We start from the raw sequence: 23,327 nt of genomic DNA on the forward strand, positions 1-23,327 counted from the left end.
TGTGGCCGCCACCTCTGTGACGCTTGTCAGCGGCCGGCATTAGCCGCTGATGCCCACCTCCAGCTTGAACGGCGTCTTGGCCTTGCTGCTCTCGGCCGCCCCCATCTGGTAGACCCGAATGGTATAAGTGCCCTTGGCAGGCAGGGTCGCCTCAAAGTTGTTCCCTTCCGTAGAGCCGATAAACATCGCCTCCCCCTTGCTGCCCGGCGGCAGAATATTGAAGTAGGGCTTGCCGGTCAGGATCACCACCATGCTCTGGCCCTTGTTGGCCGTCAGCTTGTAATCGAGGGTCTGGCTACCTTGAATGGTGCCGTTGATGGTTGCCCCTGACTCCCCCTTCTTGAACTGCACCTGCTGGGCCTTGATCCCGTCAGCCGCCTGCGCCACGCCCGCAATACCACCGAAGAGCGCAGATGCACATACCGCTGCCAGCCATGCTTTTCTCATCATTTGTCATCCCTTGTGTGAATGGAACCCCTGTTACTGTTGCTCAAGGTGGCCCAAAAAACCATCGCCGTTTGCGGCATCGCTCAATCAATTTGCCATCACGATCGACCCGCCATCAAAAGGGGCGCCGCAGCGCCCCTTCCCTTTACTCTTTGTCGACCATCAGCTTGATTTGCCCACCTTGGGCTCATCGAGGGTGTGTTTCACCTCTTCATACCAGAGGTCATGGTGCTCCTTGGCCCAGGTCTCGTCCACCTCGCCGGTCACCATCCCCTCCAGCGCCCCTTCCAGCTGGAACAGACCCATGTAGATATGGAAGATAAAGCCGCAGATAAGGATCAGCGCTCCGACGATATGGATGAAGCTGGCCCACTCCATCTGGCGGCGCAGCTGGCCGAAGATGGGGAAGTCGAGGAACAGCCCGGTCGCCACCACAATGCCGCCAAACCAGATGAGCAACCAGAAGATCGCCTTCTCGCCGCCGTTGGAGAAGCCCGCCGAGGGGTGACTTCCCTTGTGCTTGCCAAGCATGCCACCAAACTTCATGAACCACTGCACATCCACCATGTTGACGATGTTGTGGCGGAACCACTTGATGAGTACCCCCATCAGGCAGAGGAAGAAGAGCGGCCCCACGTAGTTGTGGAACACCTTGGCAAACCAGATCCAGTTCTCCCACACCCCGAGACTCACCACCGGCTTGATGAAGTACTTGCCGTAGATGATGGCCAGCCCCGACCCGGAGAGGGTCAGAAACATGGCCGCCGTAGTCCAGTGCAGCGCCCGATCCAGCCTGCTCCAGCGCTTGAGCTTGCGCCCGGTGCGCGGTTTGGAGAGCTTGGTCTGCCCCACCACCAGATACATCAGGCCACACATGGCGAGCGACCCGAAAATGGCGATGGCGCCGAGCGGCGACACCCACTTGGTCTTCACCTCGAACCAGAGCTGGCCCGGCACCGAGATCAGCACCCCGTGCTCCGGCGAGCGGGAGGTGGTCACCCCCTCCTGCCCATCCTTCACCGCCCGCCAATAATCGGCGCCGGCAAAGCCGACCGCCTCTTTCTGCGCATCAGCGAAGCTGGGCGCGCTGAACAGCAGCAAGGCCGTCAGCAGCGCTGTCAGCCAGTGTCTCATTGGCCATCCTCCTGCTTGCCAAGCTTGAGCCCCTTGCCTCTGCCATCGTGAGGTTTGCTGGCGTCGCGATAGAGTGCCTGTTCATCAGCCCCCCAAGCTGCATGAGGGGCGCCGCGATAGGCGACCCGCTCGCGGAAGATATCAGAGATAACCTGCGCATCCCCCGCCAACAGCGCCTTGGTGGAGCAGAGCTCGGCACACATGGGCAGCTTGCCCTCGGCGATGCGGTTGGCACCGTACTTCTGGCGCTCCGCCTCGCTGTGATCCTCTTCCGGGCCGCCGGCGCAGAAGGTGCACTTGTCCATCTTGCCCCGATCGCCAAAGGCGGCGGTCTTCGGGAACTGGGGGGCACCAAACGGGCAGGCGAACAGGCAGTAGCCGCAACCGATGCAGAGATCCTTGTTGTGCAGCACTATGCCGTCGTCGGTGTGATAGAAGCAGTCGGCCGGGCAGACCGCCATGCAGGGGGCATCAGTGCAGTGCATGCAGGCGACCGAGATGGAGGTCTCTCCCGGCAGGCCGTCGTTGAGGGTTACCACCCGGCGACGCTGGATGCCCCACTCGAGGGCATCGTCGTTCTCGTTCTTGCACGCCGTCACACAGCCGTTGCACTCGATGCAGCGCTTGGTGTCACACATGAATTTCATTCTGGCCATGGGATCAGGCTCCTACTTTGCGAAAACGGCACAGGGTGACCTTGGTCTCCTGCATCTGGGTGACCGGGTCATAACCATAGGTGGTAACTATGTTGACCGACTCCCCCAGCACATAGGGGTCAGACCCTTCCGGATATTTGGATCGCAGATCCTTGCCCTCGAAGTGGCCGCCGAAGTGGAACGGCATAAAGGCGAGCCCCGGTTTGACCCGCGGGGTCACCAGTGCCTTCACCTTGACCCGGCCCCCTTCCGGCCCCTCGACCCACACATCCTGACCGTCGCGCACGCCGACGTCATTGGCATCCGCCGGGTTCATCTCGACGAACATCTCCTGCTGCAATTCAGCCAGCCAGGGGTTGGAGCGGGTCTCGTCGCCGCCCCCCTCGTATTCGACCAGACGGCCGGAGGTGAGGATGATGGGGAACTCCTTGCTGACATCCTTCTCCTGCACCGAGGCGTACTGGGTCGGCAGGCGCCATAGGCTCTTCGAATCAGGCCAGGTGGCGTAGTCGGCCAGCAAGTCGCGGCGCGGGGTGTAGAGCGGCTCGCGGTGCTTGGGCACCTGATCCGGGAAGGTCCACACCACGCAGCGCGCCTTGGCGTTGCCGTAAGGGACGAAGCCGTGCTTGATGGCGACCCGCTGGATACCGCCGGAGAGGTCAGTCTTCCAGTTCTTGCCCTCGGCCTCTTTCTTCTCGGCCTCGGTCAGCTCATCCCACCAGCCAAGCTGTTTCATCAGGTCGGCAGTGATCTCGGGATAACCGTCTTCCACCTCGCTCCCTTTCGGCCAAGAGTCTTCGGCGAGCAGCGAGACGCCCTGATACTCGATGCCGAAGCGGGCGCGGAAACCGCCGCCCCCTTCCGATACCGGAATGCTGGTGTCGTAGAGGATGTGGCTGCCGGGATGCTTCATCTCAGGGGTGCCCCAGCAGGGCCAGGGCAGACCATACACTTCGCCGCTGACCGGGCCGCCTTCGGCCTTGAGGTTGGTCTTGTGGAAGGTGTGCCAGTTCTGCTGGTGCGCCTTGAGCCGCTCCGGGCTCTGGCCGGTGTAGCCCACGCTCCACATGCCGCGGTTGTACTCGCGGGTGATGTCTTCCAAGAGCGGCTGGTTGTTCTCCACCTTGATGTGCTTGAACAGCTGGTCGGCAAAGCCAAGCTTCTTGCTCAGCAGATACATGATCTCGTGATCGACCTTGGATTCGAACAGAGGCTCAATCACCTTATCGCGCCACTGCATGGAGCGGTTGGTGGCGGTGACGGAACCATAGGTCTCGAACTGGGTGGTGGCCGGCAGCAGGTAGACGCCGTCGGTGCGATCGTTCATCACCGAGGCGACGGTGGGGTACGGGTCGACAATCACCATCATGTCGAGCTTTTGCATCGCCTTCTTCATTTCCGGGCCGCGGGTCTGGGAGTTGACCGCATGGCCCCAGTAGAACATGGCGCGGATGTTGGAGCCCTGCTCGATGAGATCGGCGTTCTCCAGCACACCGTCCACCCAGCGGGAGACCGGAATGCCATTGTTGTTCATCGGCAGCTTGCCGTTGTAGGCCTTGTTGTCGAAGCGGGCCTTGATCCACTCGTAATCGACATCCCACACCCGGGCCCAGTGCTTCCAGGAGCCCTCTTCCAGCCCGTAGTAGCCGGGCAGAGAGTCGGAGGTGACGCCAAAGTCAGTGGCCCCCTGCACGTTGTCGTGACCGCGGAAGATGTTGGTACCCGCCCCGCTCTTGCCCACGTTGCCGAGGGCCAGTTCGAGGATGCAGTAGGCACGGGTATTGTTGTTGCCGGTGGTGTGCTGGGTACCGCCCATGCACCAGACCACGCAGCCGGGGCGGTTGTCGGCCAGCAGCTTGGCAGCGCCATAGACCTGCTGTTCGTTGAGGCCGGTTACCCGCTCCACTTCCGCCGGGGTCCAGCGCGCCACCTCTTTTTGCACCTCGTCCATGCCATAGACGCGGGTGCGGATAAACTCTTTATCTTCCCAGCCATTCTTGAAGATGTGCCAGAGCATGCCCCAGATAAAAGCGACGTCGGTGCCCGGGCGCAGGGAGAGGTACATGTCCGCCTTGGCGGCGGTGCGGGTGCGGCGCGGGTCGACCACCAGGATCTTGCAGCCGTTGCGCTCTTTCGCCAGCAGGATGTGCTGCATGGCGACCGGGTGGGCCTCCGCCGGGTTGGAGCCGATAAACATGATCGACTTGCTGTTGTGCATGTCGTTCAGGCTGTTGGTCATGGCGCCGTAGCCCCAGGTGTTGGCGACGCCAGCCACCGTGGTGGAGTGGCAGATCCGCGCCTGGTGATCCACGTTGTTGGTGCCCCACAGGGAGGCCATCTTGCGAAACAGATAAGCCTGCTCATTGGAGTGCTTGGCGGAGCCGAGCCAGTAGACGCTGTCGGGGCCGGACTCCTTGCGCAGGCGCAGCACCTCGTTGCCCACCTCTTCGATGGCCTGATCCCAGCTGATGCGCTGCCACTTGCCACCCACCAGCTTCATCGGGTACTTGAGGCGACGCTCACCGTGGCCGTGCTCGCGCAGGGCAGCCCCCTTGGCGCAATGGCCGCCAAGGTTGAAGGGGTGATCAAAGGCCGGCTCCTGACCGGTCCAGACGCCGTTCTGCACCTCGGCATAGACGCCGCAGCCCACCGAGCAGTGGGAACAGATGGTGCGCTTCACCTCGACCGGCACCCCGGCCGCCACGGTTTTGGCCTCGGCCCGCTGCATCATGGCCGGGGCCAGCCAACCGGCGGCCACGGCGCCACCGGCCACCAGACCGGAGTTGACCATAAAGGCGCGACGGGTCAGCCCCTGACCGCGAATGGCCTCATTGCCCTGCTCGCCCGCCTGGGGCAGCTCGGCACGTTTTGTCAGTTTCATGAGTTCTCCTTCACTGATCCGGCTCAGTCGGTGCCGCGCAGGGTGCGATAAAAGTCGTGAACATGGGGGGTCTCCCGATAGCCCTTGTCAGGCTCGGTGTCCTGGGTCAGCACCTCTTTGCCCACCACCCGACCGGTGGCACCGGCCAGCACGCCTATGGTGGCGACCACGCCAACTCCCTTGATCAGATTGCGGCGGGACGGGTCTTTCAGCTGTTCATCGCTCATTCTTGTGACCTCTGTTGTTGTTCTTGCCGGCGCCTGCACGCCAGCTTCGCGTCCAATGGGATATCTCGTCTGTTCGTTTTGTTGTGGGTGGTTCGGGGCATTCAGCCCGGCACCACGCAGGCGCCAAACGGCAGGCGCAATTCGTTTTCCAGCTTGAAGAAATCTTCGGCAAGGGCCCCGACCGCCCGGTAGAAGCTGCCCCCTTTCGCCTGTTGCTGATCGCGGCAGCAGGCGAGTACCCAGGGGGCAAGGTGGCGCTCATAGAAGCGGTTGCGCTCCGGGTGTTGCTCGCCAATCAGTACCGCCATCACCTCACAGAGGGCGGCGAGATGATCTTCCGGTTCGCACACTCCGCTCTGGCGCTCAAAACCGAGGGACTGGAGGTCTGCGCGCAGTACCGCCAGCGGCAGCTCCATCAATGAGCCGGTGAGATACCAGGAGGCAAACGGCACAATCTCTCCGCGCCCCAGCCCGATAAAGAGATCCTGATACTCCTCGGCAAGCTCGTTTTCGTGGTGGCTACTGGCCGCCAGCTGCACCAGCCCGAGCCCTCTGGCAAAGGGGCCAGGCATAGCCTGCAACCCTTGCAGCCAGGCGAGCTGTTCGCCACGGGGGGCGGCACGCCAGAGGCTTGCCAGCAGGGCGTAGAGATCGGCGCTGCTCTGTTCCAGTTCGGTCATGGTCAGTTCGCCAGCCTTTTCGTTATGTTGTTCACTCATCACTGGCCCTCACACCTTGAGCTGGGAGACGGGATCCGCCGCCAGCGCCGCAAACACATCCTTGACCCGACAGTCCTCGCACATCAGCAGCCGCTGGGCGGCCTCGTTCTGGAAGTGGGAGTGACCGGCCAGTTTTTGCTGGATGCGGCGGATCATCGAGGCGGGCGCGAACGGCTTGCCGCAACGAATGCAGCAGGCCGCCTCTTCGGCTTTGAGGCTCTGCACGGCGCGGCGCGCCTCGGGCACGGGTTGCAGGCGGGGCATCAGTACGATGGCCTGCTCGGGGCACGCCTTTTCGCACATGCCGCACTGGATGCAATCCTGCTCGATAAAGTTGAGACCCGGAGTGTGCCCCACCGCATGCAGGGCACGGCTCGGGCAGACCGCCACGCAACCCATGCAGAGGGTGCAGTCAGACTCTTTGAGTTCCACACTGCCGTATTGGGCGCCATGGGGCACCGCCAGCGGCTCGCAGCTCCCCTCATTGGCCTGCCAGAGGGCATCGAAGGCGGCAAACAGGTTTTCCCGTTTGTCTCCTTTCAGCGGCTTCTCCAACAGGGCAACGGCTGGCTGCGCGTAAAGAGACTCATCCATTTCGGCATCGCCGTTAAACAGAGCAATGCGATCGGCAGCAAGACCGGCACCCGCCAACAGCACGGCGGCGCTGGCCAGTTCCCGCTCAACCAGTGCCCGCACGCTTGCGGGGGCATCGTCACCCAGCGCAATGCTCACCGCGCTGGCGCCATAGGCAAGGGCGGCGAACCAGCTTTCGATGCCTAAACTCGCGCTCTCCTCCACCCAGACCGGCAGCCAATTGGCGGGCAGGCGGGTGAGTTCGGATTCCACCCATTCGCGCTCGTTTTCACCGGCGATCAGTAACTGGGGCGCTTCGCCGCCCGCCTCCCGGTAGTGCTTGAGCAATCGGAACAGATAGTCGCCGCTGGTGTTGGCATCGGGCTGGTGATAGGCAATCGCCCCGGTCGGACAGGCAGAGGCGCAGCTACCGAAGCCCTGACAGAGATGGGGATCGATCTGGATGCGACCATTGATGGGCTTGAGGGCATCGGTCGGACAGACATCGAGGCAGCGGCTGCAACCCGGCACGCCGCGGGCGGTAAAGGCGCAGGCCTCGGGGTCGAGGCGAAAATAGCGTGGCTTGTCGAAGATACCGGTCAGTGCGCAGATCTCGGCAAGCCGTTCGGCCAGCCCTTGATCATCGGCCAGATGCAGATAGCCAACCGGCGGGCGCTCCAGTGCAAAGAGCGGGGCGCGGCCCAGATCGGCCACCAGATCAAAGTGCGGTTCGCGTGGCTGTTCACTAACAGCAGCCGCTTGGTGTGGAAAGCCTTGTTGTGGGAAGCAAAGCGCCGCCAGGTTAACCCGATCCCCCTGCCCATTGAGGCCAATGAGCTGGAACTGCCCCAGATACCCTGTCAGGCCCGGTTCGCGCAGGGTCAGGGCCGCGAGGGATGCCGTGGCATCGAAAATGGTTTCGAGATCGGCCACCTCTGCATCGTGGACCGCTTCGGTCACCAGCAGGGTGGGCTTCACCCCGGCGGGCAGCAGGCTAGCAGCGCGGCGAATGCGATCTTCCGGGCCGACCAGCAGCAGGCGCCCCTGACTCTGGTAAGAGACAGTGGCCGGGATCAGGTTGTCGGTCTTGACCGTATGCTGCAGGGCATAGGCGCGAGCGCGCGCGTTATGCGCGGCTGCCCCCGCCTCCCCCGCCTCGTGGGTCAGATTTGGGCTCAGATTTGGCAATGTTTGTTCAGTGCTCACATACGCTCCTGCGCGCGCCACCTCATGGGATGGGCGCTTGTTGGTAAGCCGAGAGAGCAAGAGGCGAGCCAACTCCCCCGGAAAAAAAGTGACTGACAGGGAGTCAGGATCCTGAGGGTTCCATTCCCCCACCTTTGGTTGGGACATTTTGTCCACCAGAGGAAACCAAAATGTCCCGATCATCGGTGTGGGTTTGAGAATGGTTATCAGCCAGCTCGGGCGGCTCGGCGGCAGGTTCGCTGGCAAGCGCCACCGGTTCAGCGGATCCGCTGGCCGGATTGGCCGATTCGCTCTCCGGGGCGATCACCTGATCCACCAGCCAGTTGCGCAGCCCGGCGGTCAGGGCCGTAGGCAGCAATTCGGGCTGGCTGAAATCCTGGGTGTAGTCGTCGAGCCCATCCGGCTTGTGGCTGCGAAACATGGCCCGCAGCGCCTCCCTGTCGGGGAGTTTGGCCTTGCCCGGCAGAGCCGTTTTCAGCGGCGGTTCGCCACTCTCGGCCCCCTCAACGGCAAGGGGGTCACAGCTCCCCTTGTCAGTGCTGACTACGGGGCTATCCAGCGCAGTATCTGAGATTTCAACTTCGCCACTGCCTTCGATGGGGGCGGCAACTGCCTCGGGGATAACCTCTTCCCTCGGCTGCAATGCCTGATGCTTGCGCGCCTCACTCTTGCGAGACGACCAGCGCTTGAGGAACTCACTCATGGGCGCTGTTTCCGGCCTTGTTTACGGCACAGGTTCCGACGTCGCTGCCACGCTCGCGGCCATCGGGGCCGGTGGCTTTAACGGCGCCACAGCTGGCTTGATCCTGGCTATCGACACCCAGCTGATCCTGCGCCCGACCCTTGCCCTTCTTGCCCTTGCGGCGGGCCTCCAGCAGCTCGCCGTGGCGGCCAATAAAGGCCTCCACCCAGGCTTGCAGCGCGTCGGGCAGCGGGCAGGAGAGCACCTGCCGCTCGCCATCCATATAGGCGGCGGCCACGGTCTGGCTCAGGGTCAGGCCATCGGCCACAAAGCCGCTGTCTACGCGGCTTCCGGTGACAAAGAGGCGGGGCGAGCCGGAGCTCAGATTGAAGCGATAATCCCCCCGCTCATCGCGAAACAGGGTAAGGGGCAAGGCACCGGCAGCCTCGGGCTCGGCGGGGTGGAGCGCCGCAATCTCGAAACGGCGGCTCTGCCAGCGGCCAACCTGGCTGTCGATGGCCTTTAACTCCAGTTGCAGCCAGCGCTGCGGGGGCAAGGTATTGGTGGTGTCTTGCACTGTCACGGCTCCCATCAGAAGGTCTCTGCCGGGCCGCCCTCCCCCATGAACCACCCAGTTCGGGGTGGATCAGGGCAGGAGTTTTATGGCGGCCACGGCCATCAATGGGATAAGACTTAGCAAGAGTGGGGCCAAGGAGGGATGGGGTTTCGGCAGCTCGATTAGCGAATCTCATTCGGATGATCGCGCATTCATAACATGGCGCAATGACAGAGGATTTAGCGTCTAACTTTTAGCTTTATAAACAATTAACTAACGCAAAATCATATTGATAGACTCTTACAGGGCCGCTACGCTACAGCGTCACACTTCAACAAAGACGATCGAAATGGAATTCTCTTCGCTTGTTGTATCTACTCTGGCGACCACCAGCTTGTTATTGGTGCCAATGTTCTTATCAGTAGGGATCATCTTGTTGATAAGGAAAAAACTGCGTTCACACAACGTCAGTCCCTTAACCGCAGACCTTCTAAGGCCAGCAGGCCATACGCTTAAGCAACAGATACAAGATCTGGAGATAGATCTCTTTTCCCAAATCATCTTCACTCCATTGGTCATGGTGATGATAGGGTTCTACATCTTGCTGCAGCACTACACGCAGAATACGGCCATTACCTCTCCTGTGTTGCTTTTCATTGGGATAATGATGCTTGGGATCTTCACTTACGGCACAGCCAAAACATACAAGACAGCAAAACGGCTGCAGCATCTCAAACTGGGGTATTCATGCGAGCTTGCCGTTGCTCAAGAACTGGATCACATTGTGCGTCCCCCTCAGCACCCCTATCGGGTCTACCACGATATTCCCTTTGATAACTTCAACATAGATCATCTGATCATCTGCCCCAATGGGGTATTCGTCATAGAAACCAAAGGCAGATCCAAGCCCATCAACGATGGTGCAAAGCAGTTCAAAGTTCGGGTTGAAAATGATGCTCTCCATTTTCCCAATCATACGGAAACAGAACCATTGGAGCAGGTTCGCCGCAACGTCACTTCGGTTCGTAACTGGCTCAATAGCGCCACAGGCAACGATATTCCCGTTGGGGGCATATTGGTTCTACCTGGCTGGTTTGTGGATTTGCGGCAAAAAGCAATATCACCCTATGTGGTAAACCCTTCTGCATTGCCAAAGTTACTGCATCAGTTTCGCGTTGGAACCCTTGAACTCTCGCAAATTCAAGCCATTGCCTATCAAGTCGAGCAAAAAGTCCGGGATGTAGCCAAATCCGGTTGAACATGGCACTCACAAATACCCCGAGATAGAACCTCACCCTAAAGTAATTTGGAACAAAACTTGCTGTATCCCTCCCCTTAGATCCCGGCAACCGGTCGCGAGGGGCCCATGACACCGACCTTTATCAAAAGCAATGCTGCCGCCCAGCTCACCATGGCCGTCGAGGTGATGGATGAACAGGGCACGATGAACACCCGCCAAATCGCCTGTGAGCGGCCACTGACGGTCTACCTCAACTGGAAGGAGATAGTGACCCTGATGACGCTGGGGGCCCGCCCCGAGGCGCTGGTGCTGGGTTATCTGAAAAATCAGGGCTTTATCGAGGATATTTCGGCCATCGAATCGGTGATCGTCGACTGGGAGAGCGAGGCCGCCGCCGTGGTGAGCAGCCAGCAGGCTGACGATCTCGACAAGTCACTGGAGAAGAAGACGGTCACCTCCGGCTGCGGTCAGGGCACCATGTATGGCAGCGTGATGAAGAAGCTCGAAGGGGTGGTTTTGGCGGCGCCCGAGCTTAAACAGAGCACCCTCTACGCCCTGCTCAAGGCGCTGTCGGCCCATAACGAAACCTACAAGATGGCGGGCGCCGTCCATGGCTGCGCCATCTGTCGCGGCAGCGAAATCCTCTCCTTTGTCGAGGATGTGGGGCGCCACAATGCGGTGGATACGCTGGCGGGCGAGCTCTGGATGCGCGGCGAGGCTGGCCACGACAAGATCTTCTACACCACCGGGCGGCTCACCTCGGAGATGGTGATCAAGGTGGCGCAGATGGGCATTCCGGTGCTGCTGTCGCGCTCCGGCGTCACCCAGATGGGGCTGGATCTGGCCCGCCAGCTCGGCATCACCATGATTGCCCGCGCCAAGGGGCGCCATTTCGAGGTATTCAGCGGTCACGACCATATGGTGCTGGACGAGAAGCCGCCGGTGCTGGCGCCCAGCTCGGCAGGTCGCGGGATGCGGGATTAAGTCATGAACGAGTTTATGAACGTGAAGCAGGTGGCGGAATACCTCGATCTCAACGAGAAGAAGGTCTACCAGCTCGCCAACGAGGCGCGCATCCCCGCCACCAAGGCGACCGGCAAGTGGCTGTTTCCCCGCTCCCTGCTCGACCGCTGGCTGCTCGGCAGCTGCCACGAGGGGGTGATGAACGACCGGCTGCTGCTGGCAGGCTCGGACGACGTGCTGCTGCACTACGCCAGCAGCCGCTTGGCCCAGCAGCTCGGCACCCAGGCACTGGTGGGCTACACCCCGTGCGGCACCCGCCAGGGGCTGGCGATGCTGGCACGCGGCCATGTGGATCTCTGCGCCATCCACTGGGGGCAGGCCGAGGAGGCACACCTGCGCCACCCGGCGCTGGTGCAGCAGTATCAGGGCCACCGGCAATGGGTGATCGTTCATGGATTCAGGCGGGTGCAGGGGCTGGTGCTGCGGCAAGGGCTGCAACCCAAGGAGGCGAAAGAGGCGCTCGACTGGCGCTGGGCCATGCGCCAAGAGGGGGCTGGCAGCCAGCGCGCCCTGCAGGAGTGGCTGCAAACCCAGGGGGAGTCGCTGACCCGGCTGGAGCGCACCCTCGAGGTCAACAGCGAGCGGGAACTGGCTGCCGCCATCAGCCGCGGCGATGCGGATGTCGGGCCCGGCGCCCAGAGCACAGCCACCGAATTTGGCCTCGGCTTTATGCCCTTGTCGCAGGAGTGCTTTGATATGGTGATGCCGCAGGGGGTCTTCTTTCGCACCCTGCTGCAACAGCTGATCGGCTGGCTGCAATCCCCCGAGGGGCGCGAGCTGGCGGCCCGCCTCGGCGGCTATGACCTGACCCAGAGCGGCAAGCTGGTGTGGAGCCCGCAGTAAATAACCACTCACCCACAGACAAAACAGCCCGTCAACCATGTGGACGGGCTGTTTTTATCACGGGCCTTTTTTAAGCAGCATCAATCGCTTGTCTCACGCCCCTCGGCATTGAGGGCAATGCGCCACCCTTCCAGTTTCGCGGGCTCGCTGCCGCTTGGCAGCAGGGCGTGGCTGCGCAGCCGCACGGTAAAGCAGCTCCCCTGCCCCGGGGTGGAGTCCACCAAGAGCTCGCCACCCCAGCGGCTGATGATGCGGTGGCTCAGGGCCAGCCCCAGACCGGTGCCGGTAGCGCGGGTGGTGAAGAAGGGGTCGAAGATCTTGTCGATAATCGCCGCCTCGATGCCGCTGCCGTTGTCGATGACCCGCACTTCGGCCCCGCGCAGCTGATCCAGTTCATCGACCCAGTCGCGGCTCTCGACCCGGATCTCCCCCTGCTCCCCCAGCGCGTGGCTGGCGTTGACCAAGAGGTTGATCAGCACCTGCAACAGCTGCTGGCGATCCGCCTCGATGGGCTGCTGGGCCCTGAGATCGGCTACCAGCTCAATCTGCTGCTGGCGCAGGGCGGAGCGCACCAGGGTCAGGCTCTCCTCGATGATGGGGTTGAGGTGCTGCCACACAGGCGCCGTCTCGTAGTCGCCGGGGCGCGAATATTGCAGCAGGCTACGTGTGATGGCGCGGATGCGCTCAATCTGGGCCAGCACCAGCGCCAGCTCCTCGCTGACCGGCTCGGCCGCCTCTCCCAGCTCCAGCTTCATCAGCTCCACATTGCCGAGGATCACCGCCAGCGGGTTGTTGATCTCGTGGGCCACCCCGGCCGAGAGCTCGCCAAGGGCTGCCAGCTTCTCGCTGATCAGCAGCTGCTGGCGCGCCTCGGTCAGCATATGAATATGATCTTCCAGCTCGGCGGTCTTGAGCTCGAGGCTTTGGGTGCGCTCGGCCACCTTCTGCTCCAGCTCGTCGGCGCTGCGGGCCATCTGCTGCTGATGCGCTTCTTGCCTGTCCAGCATGGCGTCAAACTGGCGACCGAGCTGGGCCAGCTCGTGGTCGGGATCGAGCGCCAGCGGGCCGATGCGAGCGGACTCCCCGGCCTGCACCTGCCGCACCACCTTGTGCATCCGCTCGATGGGGGAGAAGAGATCCCGCGCACCGCGATAGACCAGCAGGCCGGAGAGCAGCAACAACAGCACTACGCCGGAGCCCAGCTCCACCAGATTGGTGAGGTAGGTGCGGATAATGGGCCACTCGAGAAAGCCCACATAGAGCATGCCGAGCCGCTCGCCCCTGGCTCCCAGCAGCGGCTCGTAGCCAGAGACATACCAGGCGTCGTGGACGAAGGCGCGGTCAACCCACATCTCCCCCCGCCCCAGCACTTGCTCGCGCACCGGCGGCGAGACCCGGGTGCCCACCGCCCGACCCACCTGACGGCTACTGCTGACCGGTACGTTGGTGCTCACCCGCAGATCGTCGAGAAACAGGGTGACAGTGCCGACGCTGCCATCTGGCAGGGTGTTTTTGGCAAACACCTGACCCTTGAGCTCATCCACCAGCCGGGTGCTGCCGTTGACAAGCTCGCCACCCTCCAGCACCGCCCAAAGGGAGCCGTCGCGGCCCATCACAGGGGTTAGTGACAGGCTGATCAATCCCCGGCTCTCCACCACCCTGGTGCCATCCCGCTGCCACAGCACGGCCCGCTTGGCCAGTTGCGGGGAGAGGGCGAGCATCTCCTGCTGCGACCAGACCACAAAGTGGCTGACGCTGCGTCCGGCCGTGAGGGCGGCGCGCTCCTGCGCCGTCAGCTGATCCAGCTCGGGGCCACGGCGCAAGCGTAGAAAATCGAGACCATAGTTGGCCGCCAGCGGCATCACCCAGTCATGCAGATGATCCGGCGATTCCCGCAGCCGCAGCTGAAAAGCCCAGGCATCGCGCAGATGCTCGAGATGCTCGGTCTGGCGCTGCTGCTGCACCGTGATGGCGTGGTGGGCCACCCCGAGATCGCTGCGCACCGTGGTGAGCAGGTTCTGCCAGCTGTAGGTGAGGGTCCAGTAGAGGGTGAGCGCGATCATGCCCACCAGGGTGAGCATGATGGGTACCGAGGTGAGCAGCAGCAGGCGCCAGCGCACTTTGGTGCTCACGCAACGGGGCAACAGGGCGCGCATGCAGCGGGAGAGCAGGGTCAGTTTCATCGCCACCCCATCCGATCAGCCTTCCTCATTCGATGGCCCACTCCTTGAACTTGCGATCCAGCGTCTTGCGCGCCACCCCAAGCACCCGGGAGGCGGCCGACTTGTTGCCATCATGGCTCGCCACCACTTGCAGGATGTGGGCTTTTTCCACCTCCGCCAGCGGCCACGCCAGCGGATAACCCTCCTCGCTCGCGCCCTGTTCGGCCGGCTTGCTGCTCTGCCAGTAATCCGCCGGGGGCTTGCCCAGCAGCAGGCAGCGCTCGATAAGGTTGCGCAGCTCCCGCACGTTGCCGGGCCAAGGGTAGGCCTGCATCGCCACCACATCCTCGTGGGTCCAGCTCAAGGAACCCATCCCCATCTCGGCGGTGAGCTGGCGGGTGAAATGGTGCACCAGCGCGGGGATATCGTCGATGCGCTCCCGCAACGGGGCCACCGGCAGCGCCACCACGTTGAGGCGATAGAAGAGATCTTCGCGAAAGCGGCCCGCTTCCACCTCGGCCTTGAGGTTGCGGTTGGTGGCGGCGACGATGCGCACATCCACCGCCAATTCGCGCTCGGCACCGACCGGGCGGATGGCCTTCTGCTCCAGTGCCCGCAGCAGGGAGGCCTGCATGGCGAGCGGCATCTCGCCGATCTCGTCGAGAAACAGGGTGCCCTGATGGGCGACCCGAAACAGGCCGTCACGCCCCTTGCGGGCGCCGGTAAAGGCCCCCTGCACATGGCCGAACAGCTCGCTTTCCAGCAGCTCCGGCGCGATGGAGGCGCAGTTGAGGGGCACAAAGGCCCCCATCCGGCCGGAGAGTTGATGCAGGGCGCGGGCCACCAGCTCCTTGCCGGTGCCGGACTCCCCCTCCACCAGTACGGCGGCGTTGGAGGGGGCCACTCTGGCGATGAGCGTCTTGAGCTCGCGGGTCTTGGCACTGTCGCCGATCAGGGTGGGCGGGAACAGCTTGCTCACCTCCCGGCGCAGCAGCAGGTTCTCCCGCTCCATCTGGCGGCGCTCGATGACTCTGTCCACCGCCTGCACCATCTGATCGAGGTTGAAGGGCTTGAGGATAAAGTCGCTGGCGCCGAGGCGCAGCGCCTTGAGGGCGGTCTCCATATCGCCAAAACCGGTCATGAAGATAATGTCGCTGCGGCGGGTGGCCGGGTCTATGGCCTCGTGCCACTCTATGCCGGAGCGCCCCGGCAGCCGGATGTCGGCGATGATAAGGTCAAAGTGAAGGCGGCAGCGCAGGGCTTCCGCCTCCTCCACGCTGGCGGCAGTCTCAATCTGGGCAAAACGCTTGGCCAGCGCCTTGGCCAGAAAGCTGCGCATGCCGGGCTCATCGTCAACGATAAGCAGGGAGAGGGCAGACCAGCGGCTGGGAGGGAGTGTCATGGAAAAAAGTACCTCGGATGCACGTACGGTCGGTGAATGTCCCGATAACCGGAACCTTAGTGGGACATTTTGTCCTTACCGTATCAAAAGCACCAACACCAATTATTAAAAGCGATAACAAGCTCACCTAATTGATTTTAATAAGCTTCTGTTTTTAAACAGCAAACCGTGAATGCAGCGGCACAGGAACAGTTTGGCACCCTGCTTGCTTACTCTTGCCCTCTCCTCATCCACCCTGAAAAAAGTTGCATCACGATGACGATAAAAACCAACCTCAAACGTTTTGCCCTCTCCCTCGCCGCCAGCCTGCTGATCGCCGGTGCGGCCCACGCCGAAGCGGATACTAATGCCACAAAAGCGCCGATCCGCCTCGCCACCACCACCAGCACCGAGCAGTCCGGTCTGCTGGGCTGGCTGCTGCCCCAGTTCACCAAGGAGACCGGTTATCCGGTGCAGGTGATGGCGGCCGGTACCGGCCAGAGCCTGAAGATGGGCGAGAACGGCGATGCGGATCTGGTGATGACCCACGCCCCCTCTGCCGAGAAGAAGTTTGTCGACGCAGGCTTTGGCATCGAGCCAGTGCACCTGATGTACAACGACTTCGTTATCGTCGGCCCGGCCAAAGATCCGGCGGGTCTCGGCAAACTGCACGACGCAGCCAAGGGGCTGCAAGCCATCAAGGAGCAGGGCCAGACCTTTATCTCCCGCGGTGACGAGTCCGGTACCCACATCAAGGAGAAGACCCTGTGGCAAGCCGCTGACGTCAAACCCGAGTTTGCCGGTTACAAATCCATCGGCCAGGGGATGGGCCCGACCCTGACCATGGCCTCGGAGCTGGGTGCCTACACCCTGACCGACCGCGGCACCTGGCTCGCCTACCAGAGCAAGCTGGATCTCGCCGTACTGCTGGAGGGTGACAAGCGCCTGTTCAACCCCTATCAGGTGATCCTGGTCAACCCCAAGCGCTACCCGGATCTCAACACCGAAGGGGCCCGCACCCTGAAGAACTGGCTGGTCTCCGAGCATGGCCAGAAGTTGATCGGCGACTTCAAGGTGGCGGGTCAAGCGCTGTTTGTAGCGGATGCCAACGGGAAATAATGGCAACCCTGACCCCTGCGATAACGTTAATGGCCCTCGCCCTGCACGATGAGAGAGAGGTCTGATGCCGACATTGATCGACACGACATTGGCGGCCCTCGCCCTGCTGTTCAGTGGTGACACCGAACTGTGGCAGGTGGTGGGGGTCTCCTTCTCCGTCTCCTGCATCGCCCTGCTGCTGGTGTTGCTGCCCGCCTTGCTGCTGGGCTTTGCCCTGGCCTATCTGCCGCTGCCCGGCCGCTGGCTCTGGCTCTCCTGCATCAATACCCTGCAATCGGTGCCGACCGTGGTGATTGGCCTCTTGCTCTACATGCTGCTGTCGCGGGCCGGCCCCTTTGGCGACTGGAAGCTGCTCTTTACCCAGCAGGCGATGGTGGTGGGGCAGATGCTGATCGCCTTCCCGGTGATCGCCACCATGGCCCACGCGGCGTTTGTTCAGAGCGATCGGCGCGCCTGGGAGACCGCCCTGACCCTGGGGGTCTCCTGGCCCAAGGCGCTGATCGGCCTGATGCACGAGTGCCGCTTTGGCCTGCTGGCGTCGGTGATCGGCGCCTTCAGCCGCATCGTCACCGAGGTGGGTTGTTCCATGATGGTGGGGGGCAATATCCTGCACTTTACCCGCAATATCCCCACCGCCATCGCGCTGGAGACCCAGAAAGGGGCCTTCACCCAAGGGGTGGCGCTCGGCATAGTGCTGCTCACCCTCGCCCTCTTGCTCAACCTGCTGCTGACGGCCTGTCGCGGCCACAGCTATCTGAAGAACTGACCATGCCCCCACTGTGTACCAACAGGAGTACCCCATGGCCCTGACCGCCCACCAGCTAACGATGCGCTTTGGCGAGCGCCAGCTGTTCGAGATTGACCGGCTCGCCATCGCACCGGGGGATGCCATCTGGCTGCATGGAGCCAACGGGGTGGGCAAGACCACCTTGCTCAAGATCCTGGCGGGGCTGCTCACCCCCACCCGCGGCCACACCAATCTGCCGGGGCGCTGGCAACAGCGGCTCAACCGGTTGCTCAAGCGGGATCTGGGGCCGGGCCGGGTCACCTATCTGCACCAGACCCCCTATCTGTTCGATCGCACGGTGCACGACAACGTGGCCTGGGCGCTCGATAAACAGCTCGGCAGCGAGATCCGGGGGTTCGAGGCGTTGCGCCGGGTCGAGCTGGAGGGGCTGGCGCGGGAGCACATCAGCATTTTGTCCGGTGGCGAACGGCAACGGCTGGCGATGGCCCGCGCCTGGGCGCTGCAACCGGCCTTTCTGCTGATGGATGAGCCCACCGCCAATCTCGACACACATTCGGTTGCCCTGATGGCCGCATTGGCGCAAGATCTGCGGGAACATGGCAGCGGCCTGGTCGTCATCAGCCACCAGAGCAACGCCCTGACCGACCTGTGCGAGCGGCAATGGACCCTCGCCCGTGGCCAGCTGCAAGAGACGACCCCTTTAAAAATCATCGAGCGACATGACTTCAAAAAGCGACAGCCACTCTGATCCCGTTGCCGTATCAGCAGTGATCCTGGCAGGAGGCCGCGCCACCCGGATGGGAGGCGAAGACAAGGGATGGGTAGCACTGGCGGGACGCCCCCTGATCGACCATGTTTTGGCGCGCCTGCGCCCCCAGGTGGATGAGGTGCTGATCAACGCCAACCGCAGTCAGGCCCGCTATCAGGCGCTGGCCCCGGTCATCAGCGATGACAACAACGACTATCTCGGCCCGCTGGCGGGCATGCAGGCAGGCCTTGCCGCCGCCCGTCACGACTGGGTGCTATTCGTTCCCTGCGATGGCCCCGCCCTACCGCTGGATCTGATGAGCCGCTTTCGCGCCGCCCTGACCCCGGATACCGAGCTGGTAGTGGCCCACGACGGCAACTGGCTGCAACCCGTGGTCGCCCTGCTGCACAAATCCCTGCTCCCCTCCCTCACCGCCGCGCTGGCAGAGGGGGAGCGCAAAATCGATATCTGGTTTGCCCGCCACCATATGGCGGTGGTGAGCTTTGCCGATCAGCCGGATGCCTTTATCAATCTCAACAGCCCTGCCGAGCTGGCCGCCTACGAGGCCCGTCTGCTTGCCCCGGCTATCGACCCCCAACAAGGAGTCACCTCATGACCCCGGCACCCACTCTTCCCCTGCTCGGCTTCGCCGCCTGGAGCGGCACCGGCAAGACCACCTTGCTGGAGCAGTTGATCCCCCTGCTGGTGGATCGTGGCCTGCGCATCGGGGTGCTCAAACATGCCCACCACGACTTTGATATCGACCAGCCGGGCAAGGACAGCTACCGCCTGCGCAAGGCGGGTGCCCAGCAGATGATGGTCGCCTCCCGCCGTCGTCATGCCCGTATCATTGAAACGGAACTGGCCGAAGCCGATTTTCGCCAGCTGCTGGCCAGCTTCGATCAGACAGAGCTCGATCTGCTCTTGGTCGAGGGGTTCAAGCACGAACACTTCCCGAAAATCGAGCTGCACCGCGCCGAGATTGGCAAGCCGCTGCTCTTCCCCGAAGACCGGGACATCATCGCGCTGGCCAGCGATCAGCCCCAACAGAGTGGCGAACAACAGCAGACAAGCCTGCCCCGCCTCGATATCAACGATCTGGCGGCCATTGCCGACTTCGTCTGCCGCTGGCTTGACAGCTGCCAGAGCAAGGAGCCTGAAGCAGGCAAGGGCTTTCTCTCGGTCGAGGCGGCCCGCAACGCCATTCTGGCAGCCCTCACCCCGAGCACTACCTGCAGCGACAAACCGCTGGCCCAGTGCCACGGCGCCGTGCTGGCCGCCGATCTGATAAGCCCCATCAATGTGCCCCCCCACGCCAACTCGGCGATGGATGGCATTGGCCTTCGCAGCGACGATCTCGCCGTCGGCCGCTGGCAGCTGGTGGGGGAAGTGCTGGCAGGCCAGCAGCGCCACGAGCCTGTGCTGGCCGGTCAGGCGGTGCAGATCATGACCGGCGCTCCGCTCCCCCCCGGGGTAGATACTGTGGTGATGCGGGAAGAGACGCTGATTGAAGGTGAGTGGGTCACCGTCACCGCCCCGATCCGCGCAGGGCAGAATGTGCGCCTCGCCGGGGAAGATCTCACCAAAGGTGCGGTCGCCATCCCGGCCGGTACCTGGCTTGGCGCCCCCCAGCTGGGGCTGGCGGCATCACTCGGTCAAGCCAGTCTCACTGTGCGAACCCCGCTGAAAGTGGTGCTGTTCAGTACCGGTGACGAGGTACAGGCCCCGGGCGAGCAGCTCGCCCCCGGCCACATCTTCGACAGCAACCGCTTCACCCTGATGGCCCTTATCCGCGCCGCCGGTTGCGAGGTGATGGACCTTGGCATCATTCCCGATGACAAGACCATTCTGCGCCAGCAGCTGGAGCAAGCCGCCGCCAGCGCCGATCTGGTGCTGAGCTCCGGCGGGGTCTCGGTAGGCAACGCCGACTTTATCAAGCAGGTGCTGGCGGAGCTCGGCCAGATCGATTTCTGGCGCATCCAGATGCGCCCAGGCCGCCCGCTCGCCTTTGGCAAGCTGGGGCAGACCCCCTTCTTCGGCCTGCCGGGCAATCCGGTGGCGGCGATGATCTGCGTGCTGCAGTTTGTCGAGCCCGCCATCGCCCGCTTGCAGGGCAAGCTGTGGCAGCCGCTGCGTCTCTCGGCACTGGCAGACGAGAAGATGAAGAGCCGCCCGGGGCGCACCGAGTTTCTGCGCGGCATCTTTCATCAGGACCGTAACGGCCAGCTGCGGGTGCGCACCACTGGGCCACAGGGCTCGGGCATTCTCAGCTCCATGGCCGAGGCCAACTGCCTGATTGAAATCGTACCGGATCAACCCGGGATCGCCGTTGGCGAACGGGTCTGGATCCACCCCCTGCAGGGACGACTGGCCTAAATCCCGACGGGGCGTCGGCCGGATGCACGGCGCCCCGTCACCCACCTGACAGGAGGCAGACCGTGCGTCTTGATGCCCCCCTCTCACGACTCGATCTGCTGGTCTATGGCCGCTACCGGATCGTCCATGGCCTGCGCATTGCGCTCGCCTTTATGCTCACCTTTCTGCTGACCCGCGAGCTGAAACTGCCGGAGAGCACCTGGCCGCTGATAACCTTGGTGGTGGTGATGGGCCCCATCTCGTTCTGGGGCAATGTGCTCTCCCGCGCCCTGCAGCGGGTGGTGGGCACCATCTTCGGCGCCAGTTGCGGGGTGGTGGCGCTTTATCTCGAGATCTACTCGCTACCGCTTACCCTGATCTGGTGCGGGTGCATCATGTTCCTTTGCGGCTATCTAGCCCTCGGCAAGCGCCCCTATGTGGGGCTGCTGATCGGCATCACGCTGGGAGTCACCATGGGGGCCATGCCGGGGGATATAGAGACGGCGCTGTGGCGCAGTGCCGACGTGATACTGGGCTCCCTGCTGGCGCTGCTCTTTTGCAGCATCTATCCCCAGCGGGCCTACAGCCACTGGCGGCTGCAACTGCACCAGATCCTGCAGCAGTCGGGGCGGCTCTATCACACCCACCTCTCCCCCAATGTGCTGGAGCGCCCGCGCCTCAAGCACAATCTCTCCCAGCTGTTGGCACAGACCGGCAAACTGCGGGCCCTGCTGGCCCCTGCGGCCAAGGAGACACGCCACAGCGTCGCCCTGTTTGATGCGGTGCAGGTCACCGTGCGCAATACCCTCTGCACTCTTGAGATGCTGGCCAACACCTACTGGAACGATCGGGAGAGCCACTTCCTGATGCAGAGCACGGCTGCGCTGCAAGCCTGCCATCTGGCCACCGAAGAGGCGATCAACCAGCTTGCCCTGATGATGCAAACCGGCGACGGGCGTGGTGCGGATGCCGCCATCGCCCGCCTGCACGAGGTGGCGACCCAGATATCGCTGCCGCCCAACGCAGAGGCAGCCATCAATGGCTACCTCTGGCTCAACGTCCAGCTGACCGAACAGCTCACCCACCTGCACCGCCTGCTGGGGCTGATCCTCACCCCGCCCCATCGCAAGCAGCCCGACTAGACCCAATACAAAACGCCCCGCAATTGCGGGGCGTTTTGCTGTCTGACTGGCCGTTTGGGCCATGAAGGCAGCAAATCTTAACTGGCATTGGCCAGCGGCTGCTCGGTGGTGAGGTAGAGGGAGAAATCCTGAATACCCGCCTGCAGGGCGGCAAAACAGTCAGGGTCTATTGCGGTGCCCAGATTCTCCGCCATCATCTCCAGCGCCTGCGGCACAGGGATGGCGCCGCGATAGGGGCGCTTGGCGGTGATGGCATCGAAGATGTCGGCTGTGGTGATGATGCGCGTCTCAAGGGTAATCTCGTCCCCTTTCAGCCCCTTGGGGTAGCCCTTGCCATCGAGCCGCTCATGGTGGGCGCCCGCCACTTGCGCCAGCTCCTCGAAGGCACCGATGCGGCTCAGGATCTCCTCGGTGTAGGCGGCATGCATCTGCACCGCCGCCCACTCCTGCGCATCGAGTTTGCCCGGCTTGTCGAGAATGGCGTTGCTCACCCCGAGCTTGCCCACATCATGGAGCAGAGCGCCCCGCTTGAGCCAGCGTCGACGCGACTCGGACAACCCCATCTGGGTGGCAAGAATGTCGGTATAGAGCGCAACACTGCCGCTGTGACCTGCGGTGTAGGGACTTTTGGAGTCCACCACCTGCCCGAAGGCCGCCGCGATTTCGTCCAGATAATCTTCATCCAGCGCTACCTCCCCTTGCCCGGCCGGGTGGACCAGCACCCACTCGGTCAGTCGGGGATCGGCCAGTCCTTGCCAGAACTCCTCGTCGGCCAGCGCTTCAAATTCCCGAACCAGTGCCGGATCAAACCAGCTGCCACTGCGCTCGCGCAGCTCCTTGAGCGCCGCATCCGGACCTGCAGCCGCGTGAAACACATCCACCACCTGACAGAGTAGGGCAATTCGGGAGAAGAGCGGGATCGCCTCGCCAGCCAGTTGCAGGGGCCGACCTTTGCCATTCCAGTGTTCATCAAGGGAGAGGATGCTATCGGCTACCTCGTCACTGAAACGCAGCTGGCGAGCAATATCCGCCCCCCGATGACAGCGGGTCTGGATCAGTTCGTTGGCAATCTGGTCGCCGTTGCGAAAGATATGAAACAGGCTGCGAAAACGTCCCAGCAGATCCGCCTGCAAGCCGGTGTGGCCCAGCACAAAGTTGACTACCTCGGAGAGGGAGCCATCCACCAGTTTGAAATCGCGTTTGAAGTGAAGATCGTCGGTGAGATAGAGCTCGCAGATGCGGGCGGCATTGCTGCTGCACCCAAGATCCTTAAGCAAGAGCGTGTAGTAGAGATCATGGCGCAGCCGGGCGTCCAGTCCCAGCCGCTCACCCAGACGGGAACCTATCCAGCAGCAGCGAATGCAGTGTCCTCTTGGTTGCCCCTCAGTCATATCGAGCGCATGACTGAGGGAACCAATCAACTCCGCCAATCGCAATCCATTCACCGTCATAGTCTACTCCCTTAGACATCATGGCGATTTTGCC

At 62.7% G+C, this 23,327-nt stretch carries 21 protein-coding genes; 9 read left to right on the forward strand and 12 right to left on the reverse strand.

Annotation, left to right across the window (positions count from 1 at the left end):
* Positions 1–39 precede the first annotated feature (39 nt).
* The 9 genes from AB5Y85_RS01440 to AB5Y85_RS01480 all read right to left on the reverse strand — a co-directional run bounded on the left by AB5Y85_RS01440 (position 40) and on the right by AB5Y85_RS01480 (position 9,117).
* Complete coding sequence (locus tag AB5Y85_RS01440) at positions 40–450, reverse strand: DNA breaking-rejoining protein (RefSeq protein ID WP_257687914.1); 411 nt, start codon at positions 448–450, stop codon at positions 40–42.
* Positions 451–609: 159 nt separating this feature from the next.
* Positions 610–1,581 carry a formate dehydrogenase subunit gamma gene (locus AB5Y85_RS01445; protein WP_257687915.1) on the reverse strand — a complete coding sequence of 324 codons (972 nt, stop codon included), beginning with the start codon at positions 1,579–1,581 and terminating at the stop codon, positions 610–612.
* A complete protein-coding gene (gene fdh3B, locus AB5Y85_RS01450; protein WP_005353752.1) occupies positions 1,578–2,237 on the reverse strand; it encodes a formate dehydrogenase FDH3 subunit beta in 660 nt (219 codons plus the stop codon). Before fdh3B ends, AB5Y85_RS01445 begins: the two co-directional genes overlap by 4 nt.
* Before the next feature lie 4 nt (positions 2,238–2,241).
* On the reverse strand, positions 2,242–5,118 hold the full coding sequence (locus AB5Y85_RS01455) for a formate dehydrogenase subunit alpha (protein ID WP_064335763.1): 2,877 nt from the start codon (positions 5,116–5,118) through the stop codon (positions 2,242–2,244).
* A gap of 23 nt (positions 5,119–5,141) precedes the next feature.
* Positions 5,142–5,345 carry a transcriptional initiation protein Tat gene (locus tag AB5Y85_RS01460; RefSeq protein ID WP_257687916.1) on the reverse strand — a complete coding sequence of 68 codons (204 nt, stop codon included), beginning with the start codon at positions 5,343–5,345 and terminating at the stop codon, positions 5,142–5,144.
* A 101-nt stretch (positions 5,346–5,446) separates the two neighbouring features.
* Positions 5,447–6,064 (reverse strand): molecular chaperone, encoded by a 618-nt coding sequence (locus tag AB5Y85_RS01465; RefSeq protein WP_076491393.1) that lies wholly within the window; start codon positions 6,062–6,064, stop codon positions 5,447–5,449.
* A 9-nt stretch (positions 6,065–6,073) separates the two neighbouring features.
* Positions 6,074–7,843: a 4Fe-4S binding protein gene (locus tag AB5Y85_RS01470; protein WP_257687917.1), complete on the reverse strand. Its 1,770-nt coding sequence runs from the start codon at positions 7,841–7,843 to the stop codon at positions 6,074–6,076.
* A gap of 103 nt (positions 7,844–7,946) precedes the next feature.
* Positions 7,947–8,546 (reverse strand): DUF3306 domain-containing protein, encoded by a 600-nt coding sequence (locus AB5Y85_RS01475; RefSeq protein WP_257687918.1) that lies wholly within the window; start codon positions 8,544–8,546, stop codon positions 7,947–7,949.
* On the reverse strand, positions 8,539–9,117 hold the full coding sequence (locus AB5Y85_RS01480; RefSeq protein ID WP_257687919.1) for a DUF3305 domain-containing protein: 579 nt from the start codon (positions 9,115–9,117) through the stop codon (positions 8,539–8,541). The genes AB5Y85_RS01475 and AB5Y85_RS01480 overlap by 8 nt, the downstream gene beginning before the upstream one ends.
* Before the next feature lie 313 nt (positions 9,118–9,430).
* Here AB5Y85_RS01480 and AB5Y85_RS01485 point away from each other — a divergent pair, with 313 nt between their 5' ends.
* From AB5Y85_RS01485 to AB5Y85_RS01495, 3 genes are all read left to right on the forward strand, one after another.
* Complete coding sequence (locus AB5Y85_RS01485) at positions 9,431–10,339, forward strand: nuclease-related domain-containing protein (protein ID WP_182963480.1); 909 nt, start codon at positions 9,431–9,433, stop codon at positions 10,337–10,339.
* Between the two features lie 108 nt (positions 10,340–10,447).
* A complete protein-coding gene (locus AB5Y85_RS01490) occupies positions 10,448–11,305 on the forward strand; it encodes a formate dehydrogenase accessory sulfurtransferase FdhD (RefSeq protein WP_257687920.1) in 858 nt (285 codons plus the stop codon).
* A gap of 15 nt (positions 11,306–11,320) precedes the next feature.
* On the forward strand, positions 11,321–12,187 hold the full coding sequence (locus AB5Y85_RS01495) for a helix-turn-helix transcriptional regulator (RefSeq protein ID WP_213389712.1): 867 nt from the start codon (positions 11,321–11,323) through the stop codon (positions 12,185–12,187).
* Between the two features lie 80 nt (positions 12,188–12,267).
* Here AB5Y85_RS01495 and AB5Y85_RS01500 read toward each other — a convergent pair whose 3' ends face one another.
* Both AB5Y85_RS01500 and AB5Y85_RS01505 read right to left on the reverse strand, forming a co-directional pair.
* Positions 12,268–14,370: a HAMP domain-containing sensor histidine kinase gene (locus tag AB5Y85_RS01500; RefSeq protein ID WP_257687921.1), complete on the reverse strand. Its 2,103-nt coding sequence runs from the start codon at positions 14,368–14,370 to the stop codon at positions 12,268–12,270.
* Positions 14,371–14,395: 25 nt separating this feature from the next.
* Positions 14,396–15,751 (reverse strand): sigma-54 dependent transcriptional regulator, encoded by a 1,356-nt coding sequence (locus AB5Y85_RS01505; protein ID WP_058055711.1) that lies wholly within the window; start codon positions 15,749–15,751, stop codon positions 14,396–14,398.
* A 255-nt stretch (positions 15,752–16,006) separates the two neighbouring features.
* On the opposite strand from AB5Y85_RS01505, the gene AB5Y85_RS01510 reads away from it, so the two are divergent.
* From AB5Y85_RS01510 to AB5Y85_RS01535, 6 genes are all read left to right on the forward strand, one after another.
* A complete protein-coding gene (locus AB5Y85_RS01510) occupies positions 16,007–16,849 on the forward strand; it encodes a substrate-binding domain-containing protein (protein WP_068976719.1) in 843 nt (280 codons plus the stop codon).
* A 64-nt stretch (positions 16,850–16,913) separates the two neighbouring features.
* Positions 16,914–17,615 carry an ABC transporter permease gene (locus AB5Y85_RS01515; protein WP_257687922.1) on the forward strand — a complete coding sequence of 234 codons (702 nt, stop codon included), beginning with the start codon at positions 16,914–16,916 and terminating at the stop codon, positions 17,613–17,615.
* A 34-nt stretch (positions 17,616–17,649) separates the two neighbouring features.
* A complete protein-coding gene (locus AB5Y85_RS01520; RefSeq protein WP_257687923.1) occupies positions 17,650–18,345 on the forward strand; it encodes an energy-coupling factor ABC transporter ATP-binding protein in 696 nt (231 codons plus the stop codon).
* Positions 18,317–18,961 (forward strand): molybdenum cofactor guanylyltransferase MobA, encoded by a 645-nt coding sequence (gene mobA / locus AB5Y85_RS01525; protein ID WP_257687924.1) that lies wholly within the window; start codon positions 18,317–18,319, stop codon positions 18,959–18,961. The genes AB5Y85_RS01520 and mobA overlap by 29 nt, the downstream gene beginning before the upstream one ends.
* Positions 18,958–20,721 (forward strand): bifunctional molybdopterin-guanine dinucleotide biosynthesis adaptor protein MobB/molybdopterin molybdotransferase MoeA, encoded by a 1,764-nt coding sequence (locus tag AB5Y85_RS01530; RefSeq protein WP_257687925.1) that lies wholly within the window; start codon positions 18,958–18,960, stop codon positions 20,719–20,721. Before mobA ends, AB5Y85_RS01530 begins: the two co-directional genes overlap by 4 nt.
* Before the next feature lie 62 nt (positions 20,722–20,783).
* Positions 20,784–21,842 carry an FUSC family protein gene (locus tag AB5Y85_RS01535; protein ID WP_257687926.1) on the forward strand — a complete coding sequence of 353 codons (1,059 nt, stop codon included), beginning with the start codon at positions 20,784–20,786 and terminating at the stop codon, positions 21,840–21,842.
* Positions 21,843–21,919: 77 nt separating this feature from the next.
* On the opposite strand, the gene AB5Y85_RS01540 is transcribed toward AB5Y85_RS01535, so the two are convergent.
* On the reverse strand, positions 21,920–23,293 hold the full coding sequence (locus tag AB5Y85_RS01540) for an HD-GYP domain-containing protein (RefSeq protein WP_257687927.1): 1,374 nt from the start codon (positions 23,291–23,293) through the stop codon (positions 21,920–21,922).
* Between the last annotated feature and the right edge of the window lie 34 nt (positions 23,294–23,327).

It is taken from the genome of Aeromonas sp. R3-1, assembly GCF_040908345.1.
GTDB classification, from domain to species: Bacteria; Pseudomonadota; Gammaproteobacteria; order Enterobacterales; family Aeromonadaceae; genus Aeromonas; species Aeromonas veronii.

Excerpts from the sequence above, each read along its gene's own strand:
- AB5Y85_RS01440 (WP_257687914.1), bottom strand. The coding sequence starts at position 450 with ATGATGAGAAAAGCATGGCTGGCAGCGGTATGTGCATCTGCGCTCTTC.
- AB5Y85_RS01445 (WP_257687915.1), bottom strand. The coding sequence starts at position 1,581 with ATGAGACACTGGCTGACAGCGCTGCTGACGGCCTTGCTGCTGTTCAGC.
- fdh3B (WP_005353752.1), bottom strand. The coding sequence starts at position 2,237 with ATGGCCAGAATGAAATTCATGTGTGACACCAAGCGCTGCATCGAGTGC.
- AB5Y85_RS01455 (WP_064335763.1), bottom strand. The coding sequence starts at position 5,118 with ATGAAACTGACAAAACGTGCCGAGCTGCCCCAGGCGGGCGAGCAGGGC.
- AB5Y85_RS01460 (WP_257687916.1), bottom strand. The coding sequence starts at position 5,345 with ATGAGCGATGAACAGCTGAAAGACCCGTCCCGCCGCAATCTGATCAAG.
- AB5Y85_RS01465 (WP_076491393.1), bottom strand. The coding sequence starts at position 6,064 with ATGAGTGAACAACATAACGAAAAGGCTGGCGAACTGACCATGACCGAA.
- AB5Y85_RS01475 (WP_257687918.1), bottom strand. The coding sequence starts at position 8,546 with ATGAGTGAGTTCCTCAAGCGCTGGTCGTCTCGCAAGAGTGAGGCGCGC.
- AB5Y85_RS01480 (WP_257687919.1), bottom strand. The coding sequence starts at position 9,117 with ATGGGAGCCGTGACAGTGCAAGACACCACCAATACCTTGCCCCCGCAG.
- AB5Y85_RS01485 (WP_182963480.1), top strand. The coding sequence starts at position 9,431 with ATGGAATTCTCTTCGCTTGTTGTATCTACTCTGGCGACCACCAGCTTG.
- AB5Y85_RS01490 (WP_257687920.1), top strand. The coding sequence starts at position 10,448 with ATGACACCGACCTTTATCAAAAGCAATGCTGCCGCCCAGCTCACCATG.
- AB5Y85_RS01495 (WP_213389712.1), top strand. The coding sequence starts at position 11,321 with ATGAACGTGAAGCAGGTGGCGGAATACCTCGATCTCAACGAGAAGAAG.
- AB5Y85_RS01500 (WP_257687921.1), bottom strand. The coding sequence starts at position 14,370 with ATGAAACTGACCCTGCTCTCCCGCTGCATGCGCGCCCTGTTGCCCCGT.
- AB5Y85_RS01505 (WP_058055711.1), bottom strand. The coding sequence starts at position 15,751 with ATGACACTCCCTCCCAGCCGCTGGTCTGCCCTCTCCCTGCTTATCGTT.
- AB5Y85_RS01510 (WP_068976719.1), top strand. The coding sequence starts at position 16,007 with ATGACGATAAAAACCAACCTCAAACGTTTTGCCCTCTCCCTCGCCGCC.
- AB5Y85_RS01515 (WP_257687922.1), top strand. The coding sequence starts at position 16,914 with ATGCCGACATTGATCGACACGACATTGGCGGCCCTCGCCCTGCTGTTC.
- AB5Y85_RS01520 (WP_257687923.1), top strand. The coding sequence starts at position 17,650 with ATGGCCCTGACCGCCCACCAGCTAACGATGCGCTTTGGCGAGCGCCAG.
- mobA (WP_257687924.1), top strand. The coding sequence starts at position 18,317 with ATGACTTCAAAAAGCGACAGCCACTCTGATCCCGTTGCCGTATCAGCA.
- AB5Y85_RS01530 (WP_257687925.1), top strand. The coding sequence starts at position 18,958 with ATGACCCCGGCACCCACTCTTCCCCTGCTCGGCTTCGCCGCCTGGAGC.
- AB5Y85_RS01540 (WP_257687927.1), bottom strand. The coding sequence starts at position 23,293 with ATGACGGTGAATGGATTGCGATTGGCGGAGTTGATTGGTTCCCTCAGT.